The organism is Streptomyces sp. 8P21H-1 (genome assembly GCF_013302945.1).
In genome coordinates this window covers 1,015-6,855 of the sequence record NZ_JABTYA010000069.1, presented here as the reverse complement: position 1 = coordinate 6,855, position 5,841 = coordinate 1,015, and the positions used below count along the sequence as shown (strand labels likewise).

Here is a 5,841-nt window from a genome sequence, read left to right as displayed (position 1 = left end):
CCCAGGGTGAACGAGGCGCTGCGCACGTGGACCCGCAACGACCAGCCGCTGCCGACCGGTCTGCCCGCCGACTTACGCGACTTCATGGACGGCGCACGCCGCCTGCCCTCCTGGGCGGACCGGGACAAGCTTGCGGCCGCAGCCCGGTTCACCAAGAAGAAGGGCATCTACACAGGCGCCCTGTACGGGCTCGGCAGCGGCCTGATGAGCACCGCGATCCCCCGCGAGGCACGCGCCGTCTACTACTCCAAGGGCGGCGCGGACATGAAGGACCGCATCGCCAAGACCGCCCAGCTCGGGTACGACGTCGGAGACCTGGACGCCTACCGGCCTCAGGGCGGGATGATCGTGACCGCGGTGAAGACCCGCCTGGTGCACGCCGCCGTACGGCACCTGCTGCCCCGGTCCCCGGACTGGTCCCGGACCAGCGGCGGCCAGACGGTCCCCATCAGCCAGGCGGACATCATGGTCACCTGGCACAGCCTGTCCACGTTCGTCATGCGCAAGCTGACGGAGTGGAGGGTGCCGGTGAGCGCCGCCGAGGCGGACGGGTTCCTGCACGTGTGGCAGGTCACCGCCCACATGCTCGGCGTCCTGGACGAGTACATACCCGCCACCTGGGCCGAGGCCGAGGCACAGTCCCGGCAGGTCCTCGACCCCGTCCTCGCCGCCACGCCCGAAGGCGAGGAACTGACCGACGTTCTCCTCGACATCGTCGCCGAACTCGACGCCGGCCTCACCCGGCCCCTGATCAACGCCTTCGGCAGGTACACGCTCGGCGACCGGACCGGCGACCTGATCGGACTGGACAGGGAACCCTTCTGGCAGCCGCTGATCGGCGCCGCCTGGCCGCTGCTGGTGGCCTTCCGCGAAGGACTCATTCCCCTGCCGCTGGTCCCCGAGGCGGCATGGACCGTGGAGGAGGCCATCCGCAAGTTCGTCCTGCTCTTCCTCTCCGAAGGACGCGGCATCCACCTGGAGATCCCCGACACCAACCGTCCCTCCTGAGCCGCCTCCCACGTCCCCGGCGCGGGGGACGCCCCACCGAGGTGTCCCCCCGTCGCCGACACGCGAACGCCCGGAAGCCCGGTCCGGCCGCCCGTGGCGACCGCACCCGACAGGTGAACTCCCGCCGACCACGAACGTGAGACGGAACGATGACGACACCGCGCAGTGACGGAACGACACGAGCGCATCCCGGCCCCGGCCCCGGCGCCGGTCCACGGACAGCCTTCCGCCGAGTCGGCGACAGCGGTGGGGGAGGCCGCCGGTGACGGACGCCGATCACCCGGCCCGGCCGGAAACCGGCCCGTCGCCCCTCGCAAGACGCCGGTTCCTCGGATACGTGCTGGCAGCACCCACGCTCATGGCCGCGGCCGAGCTCGTGCCCGCGTCCCGGGCGCGGGCGGACATCCCCTCACCGGAGATCACGGAACTCGTCGATCTCAACGACGTGATGACGGCGGCGGCCCTGCCGACATCAGGCCTGATCACCGTCGAGGTGAACGAGGACGGCACCGTGTCCTTCGCACTGCCGCGTGCCGAAGTGGGACAGGGCATCACCACATCGAGCGCCATGCTGATCGCCGAGGAACTCGGTGTGCCCCTGGAACGCGTCCACGTCACTCTGGCCGACGCACGGGTGGAGCTGCTCTTCAACCAGCTCACCGGCGGATCGAACACGACGTTCTCCACCTACCTCCCGATCCGGGTCGCCGCCGCCGTCGCCCGCGGCCGGCTGCTGCAGGCGGCGGCGAGCCGATGGGGCGTCCCGGTCACCGGGCTGACCCTCACGGCGGGAGTCGTCACCGGCCCCGGCGACCGCACAGCCGATATCGCGGTCCTGTCCCGCACGGCCGCGAGCATGCGGACCGAGCGGATGGTCGTGGATCTCAAACCGCGTGACGAGTTCAGTGTCGTCGGACGACCGCACAGCCGCATCGACGCCCTCGCCGCGGTCACCGGACGCAAGAAGTTCACCCTGGACCTGGACGTCCCCGACGCCATGCCGACCATGGTGTGCCGTCCGCCGACGATCAACGGCAAGGCCGGATCGGTGTCCGATCTGCAGGCGATCCGCGCCATGCCCGGTGTCAGCGACGTCGCGGTGATATCGACCGGGGTGGCGGTGCGGGCGGCCACGTTCGGACAGTGCATCGATGCCGTACGGGCCCTGAAGGTGTTCTGGAAGCCCGGGAGCGCGGAAGGCAAGTCCGACCAGTCCGTACTGGAGGAACTGCACGCGGCCGAACTGCCCCTCGGACCGCCGCCGCTGACGCCCCGTGTGGAAGGCAGGTTCACGTTCCACTTCCGCAGCAACAGCGCGCTGGAACCGAACTGCGCCATAGCCGACGTGCGCCCCGACCGCGCCGAGATCTGGTCCAGCCTGAAAGCGCCGATCGTCGCAAAAGAAGCCATCGCCGCCGAACTCGGCCTGCCCCTGCGTTCAGTGACCGTCCATGTCGCCGAGGGAGGCGGCTCCTTCGGCCGCAAACTCTTCTTCGACGCCGCGCTGGAGGCCGTCGAGATCTCGCAGAAGATCGGAAAGCCGGTCAAACTCATGTGGCACCGTGCCGACGACGCCCGCCAGGGCCGCACGCACCCCATGGCGACCTCCCGAGCGCGTATCGCCTACCTCGGCAACACGGTCCTCAGCTACACACAACGGCACACCAGCGTCTCCACCGACCTCGGCCACGGCCTGGGAGAGATCTTCACGGCCCTGGCCGCGAGACTTCCGGTGGGAGACATCGGATTCTCCCAGACGTTCTTCCAGCTCTCCCAGTCGATGCCCTACGACTTCGGTGCCAACAGCCGGCTCCTGAGCGAAACCGACAAGGGCTTCAACACCGGCAGCATGCGCAACGTCTACTCGCCCGACGTCACCTGCGCCCGGGAACTCCTCATCGACCAGCTCGCCGCCAGGATGGGCGAGGACCCCTACCGGTTGCGGCACGACTTCCTGCGCGAGGACCGCTCCCGCGCGGTGCTGGACAAGGTCGCCGAGGTCGGCGACTGGGGCCGCGACCTGCCCGCCGGCATGGCACAGGGCATCGCTTTCCACTCCGAGTACCACGCCGTCAGCGCAGTGCTGGTGGAACTCGACTGCCGCCCGCAGACGGTCGGCCGCCCCATCCGCGACGGTGTGGCCGGCCCCCGTGTCACCAAAGCGGTCATCGCCGTCGACGTCGGCCTGGCCGTCAACCCGCGCGGTGTGGAGGCGCAGATGACGGGCTGCCTCATGGACGGCATCGCGCTGGCCCTGACCTCCAGCCTGCACCTGCGCGACGGGCACTTCCTGGAGGCCAGCTGGGACAACTACTTCTACACCCGGCAGTGGAACACACCGCCCGAGCTGAAGATCGTCATCATGCCGGCCACCACCGGCGAACCCGGCGGCGCCGGAGAGCTCGGCGTGGCCGCGTCCATGGCCGCGGTCGCCTGTGCGTACGGCCGCGCCACCGGAGTCATGCCCACGGTCTTCCCCATCAACCACGCCACCCTGTCCTTCTCCCCGAAACCCACCGTCCCGCCCATCCCCGCATCACCCACCGACGGCCTGGACCACGTCCGCTGACGCCCGCCGAACCAGCTGGGAGTTCCCGTGCCCGAACACACGTTCCGCCTCAACGGCGAACAGGTCACCGTCGACGCCGCCGACGACGAGCGGCTGCTGTGGGTGCTGCGCGACATCCTCGGTGTCACCGGCCCGAAGTACGGCTGCGGCATCAACGTCTGCAAGGCCTGCACCAGCCACCTCAACGGCAGGGCGGCCAACCCGTGCGCCATCCCCGTGAGCGCGCTGCGGCCTTCCGACGAGATCACCACCATCGAGGGTCTGCCCGCCACCGTGGGCGCCGACCTGCACCCGATGCAGGAGGCGTGGCTGGCGCAGGACGTGGCCCAGTGCGGCTACTGCCAGCCCGGCCAGATCATGACCGCCGTCGCCCTGGTCCGCCGCGTCAAGGAGGAAGGCCGCGCGATCACCGAGGCCGACCTGGACGCCATCCGCAACGTCTGCCGCTGCGGTACCTATCCCCGTATCCGCGAAGCGATCAGAACCGGCGCCGAAAACATGTGACCGACCACGGAAGGGAGGACATCGTGTCCGCCCGCCGTTCATCGGTCGTACTCGTCGCCACGGCCGTCGCCCTGGTCGCACCCGCGGCAGTCGCACGCTTCGTCCTTGGCCCGAACACCACGAAACTACCCGGGGACACCGACCGGACGGCGCACTGCACCCGCTCGCTCGTTCCGGTCCGCTACTGGGACGGGGCGGGGACCGGTGTCGTCGGGCGGAGACGGGGGCGAGGGGGGTGGGGCGGGTGAGGGACCGGGCGAGGTCGTGCGGGTGGTCAAGGACAACGGAAGTGAGTCCACCTTGCGCAAGTCAGTGAGCCGATGGGCGGGCACCTCCCTCGCAGGTGTCTGCGCGTTGGGAACCGTGTTCCCCATGGCACCCGTCGCCTCGGCGATCGTCGGTGGCGCGCCGGTACCGGACGGCGAGCGGCCCTTCGTCGTGCAGATCGAGCAACAGGGCGACGACGGGACCTGGTCGCATTACTGCGGCGGAGCACTCGTCCACAGCCGCGTTGTCGTCACGGCGGCGCACTGCGCCAGGTTCGCCGAGCAGGGCATGGTCAAGATCCGGCTGGTCCTGGGGCGGACCGACTCGAGCACGCCCGGCGGAACAGTGGTGACCGGCGGCCGCTTCTCCGTCTACAGCCACCCCGGCTTCGACACCGCGACCAACACGGACCTGGGGGTCATCGTGCTCGACAGCCCGGCCGGCCGGCCTCGCGCGGCCCTGCCACCGCTGGGAACGCAGCTACGGCCGGGGCGTCTCGTACGCGCCGCCGGTTGGGGACGTACCGATCTCGACGATCCGAACAAGCCGTCCCGTATGCACGAAGTGAAGTTGCCCGTCACCAAGTTCGACACGGAGAACGGTGTCTGGGACAGCAAGTTCATCTGCGCAGGCACCGCCGGATCCCGGGTCGGCCCCGGGGACAGCGGGGGACCGTTGTTCGATACGAAGGCCTCCGGCGGAACGGTCGTGTACGGGCTCGTGACCGGCGACACGAACACCTGCACCGGGCTCTTCACGAACCTGGCCGACCCCACCATCTGGAAGCCGTTCCGCGACCCGCTCGCCTCTCATGGGCTCGGGCACGTCATCCCGGACTGAACCACACGGATGGCGTACTGGGTCAAGGCACTCCCTTCGGGGGTCGGGGGCGGCTTCACTCGGATTCGATTCGATCCAAGGGATCGATGCCCTCCGACAGGGACTCCTGCGCTGCCGACCAGTCGTCATCCCCGACGCCGAGTGTATGGTCGAGGCAGGCCCGGGTGACCTGCTGGATCAGGGCTACACGCTCGAGGCTTTCGTCTGTTGCTTCCCGGACCTCGTAGCCCGCGATCCCGCCGAAAGATCGCCGATACTCGGCTGATACACGGTTGAGCCTGGGCGGAGGCACGGTTCCGGCAGGGTGGGAGAGCCCTCGACCCTACCTCCGGACGGAAAAGATGCCCGCTTCAGCAGCAGACGGGGGCGCGCCCGCGCCCGCGCCGGTGACGATCCTGCTCGTCGAGGACGACGCGGTGATCCGCAGATCCGTCACGATGGCGCTGGAGCGCTACGGCTACCGTGTCACCGCTGCCGCCGACGGCCTGACCGGACTCGAACTGTTCCGGGAGGGCCGGCACGACCTGCTGCTGCTGGACGTGATGCTGCCCGGCCTCGACGGCATCGGGCTGTGCCGCCGGATCCGGGAGACCAGCGTGGATCCCGTCCTGATGATGTCAGCGCGCGGCGACGCCCTGGATGTTGTCTCCGGC

At 69.7% G+C, this 5,841-nt stretch carries 6 protein-coding genes; all 6 read left to right on the top strand.

The genetic code is table 11. The features are described 5' to 3' along the window. On the top strand, nucleotides 1-1,008 hold a 1,008-nt coding region (locus HO151_RS01370), incomplete at its 5' end, for an oxygenase MpaB family protein (RefSeq protein ID WP_254594625.1). Nucleotides 1,009-1,270: 262 nt separating this feature from the next. After that, nucleotides 1,271-3,577 carry a molybdopterin cofactor-binding domain-containing protein gene (locus HO151_RS01365; RefSeq protein WP_368039379.1) on the top strand — a complete coding sequence of 769 codons (2,307 nt, stop codon included), beginning with the start codon at nucleotides 1,271-1,273 and terminating at the stop codon, nucleotides 3,575-3,577. 27 nt (nucleotides 3,578-3,604) lie between these two features. After that, nucleotides 3,605-4,081, top strand: a complete 477-nt coding sequence (locus HO151_RS01360; RefSeq protein ID WP_173894307.1) for a (2Fe-2S)-binding protein — start codon at nucleotides 3,605-3,607, stop codon at nucleotides 4,079-4,081. Further along, a complete protein-coding gene (locus HO151_RS01355) occupies nucleotides 4,078-4,329 on the top strand; it encodes a hypothetical protein (RefSeq protein WP_217422759.1) in 252 nt (83 codons plus the stop codon). The genes HO151_RS01360 and HO151_RS01355 overlap by 4 nt, the downstream gene beginning before the upstream one ends. Nucleotides 4,330-4,453: 124 nt before the next feature. Beyond that, nucleotides 4,454-5,188, top strand: a complete 735-nt coding sequence (locus tag HO151_RS01350) for a trypsin-like serine protease (RefSeq protein ID WP_173894305.1) — start codon at nucleotides 4,454-4,456, stop codon at nucleotides 5,186-5,188. A 341-nt stretch (nucleotides 5,189-5,529) separates the two neighbouring features. Beyond that, a partial coding sequence (locus tag HO151_RS07145) for a response regulator (protein ID WP_254594624.1) occupies nucleotides 5,530-5,841 on the top strand: 312 nt, incomplete at its 3' end.